The sequence below is a fragment of the Enterobacter cloacae complex sp. 6730903 genome (assembly GCF_048283985.1).
Taxonomy (GTDB): Bacteria; Pseudomonadota; Gammaproteobacteria; order Enterobacterales; family Enterobacteriaceae; genus Enterobacter; species Enterobacter hormaechei_C.
Genome location: NZ_JBLVXX010000133.1, coordinates 1 through 1,069, shown reverse-complemented (window position 1 = coordinate 1,069; position 1,069 = coordinate 1). Strand labels below are relative to the sequence as shown.

The window sequence follows — 1,069 nt, the reverse complement described above, 5'->3', positions numbered from 1 at the left end:
GTTTTGAGATAAAAAATCAAAGTAATATAGGTGACTCATATACGTTTGATTTAGGTAATGAATGGCAAGTCTCTGTATTTTGTCCTTTTGTTGGGAATGTGTTTGAAGGAAATGTGGATAAATTAAATTATGAGGCAATAAGTGCGTCTTTATTTGATTGTATTGGTACAAAATTTAAATTTAAAAACGTAGCTTCATTAGAAGCTAATATTAAAAGAGTACTCAGAATACTAAAAGAAAACTCTGATGATGATGAGATTTTAAAGTGTGAAAAATGTGGTGTAAGATACGTGCAACCTAAAGAACCTACATTTGGTAAAAAATGGAAGCCATTCCTCTCTTGTAGTGGAATGATAATTAAAGGAACAGGTAAAAACAAAGGGATTCTTTGTGATGGGACATCTAAAAAATTACCGGCAGTAGTTTTGCTATAAATTTAAATATTTGTTTTTATAGTGTGGCAAGGAAAAACATGTTCGATTTTCTTATGATTAACTCTGAGTATGTGTCTATTGTCGGTGCGGTTTTAGCTTTTGTGGGCACAATTGTACTCGCTTTTTCTATGGGAAAAGTATTGTGGGAATTCATGTTCTCAATTGACGCGATATCTACCAGTATTGAAAGTATAGCAGACGGGGGCGATATTTACGTCTTTCAAGGACTTCATGAAAGAATATCAAAAGCTATTTCTTCATCCAAAAAGCCCACTTGGATTGGGATAATATTAGTATTTATATCAATGCTAATGCAAGGTTATTCTTTATATCTAAGTTTTGAAAGTAATAAAATAAATTCGATGAAGTACGAAAATAGAATAAATGAAGTTCATGACGAAATTACTGAAACAAAAAATACACTGAACATATTAAACAGTAAGTTGTTAGCTAAAATTGATGAAAAACAGTTCCAAATAGATGAGCTTAAACGTATTCAGAGAGAACAAAATGAAAGTTTACGGAGCATTATTAAAAAACAGAAAAAGAATTAATAAATTTAGATGTTGATTTTTTCAACCGTAGGGCAGAAAAAACAAGGCAACAAATAGAAGCTCAGCTTCTATTTGTTAGCT

The 1,069-nt window shown here is 31.0% G+C and carries 2 protein-coding genes; both read left to right on the top strand.

What is annotated here, in order from left to right:
* Positions 1–434, top strand: a 434-nt coding sequence (locus ACNQ0W_RS25180) for a hypothetical protein (protein ID WP_417933295.1), incomplete at its 5' end; no start/stop codon positions are given.
* A 38-nt stretch (positions 435–472) separates the two neighbouring features.
* Positions 473–988: a hypothetical protein gene (locus ACNQ0W_RS25175; protein WP_098028009.1), complete on the top strand. Its 516-nt coding sequence runs from the start codon at positions 473–475 to the stop codon at positions 986–988.
* Positions 989–1,069 lie beyond the last annotated feature (81 nt).

Coding starts and splice junctions, on each gene's coding strand:
- ACNQ0W_RS25175 (WP_098028009.1), top strand. CDS start 473: ATGTTCGATTTTCTTATGATTAACTCTGAGTATGTGTCTATTGTCGGT.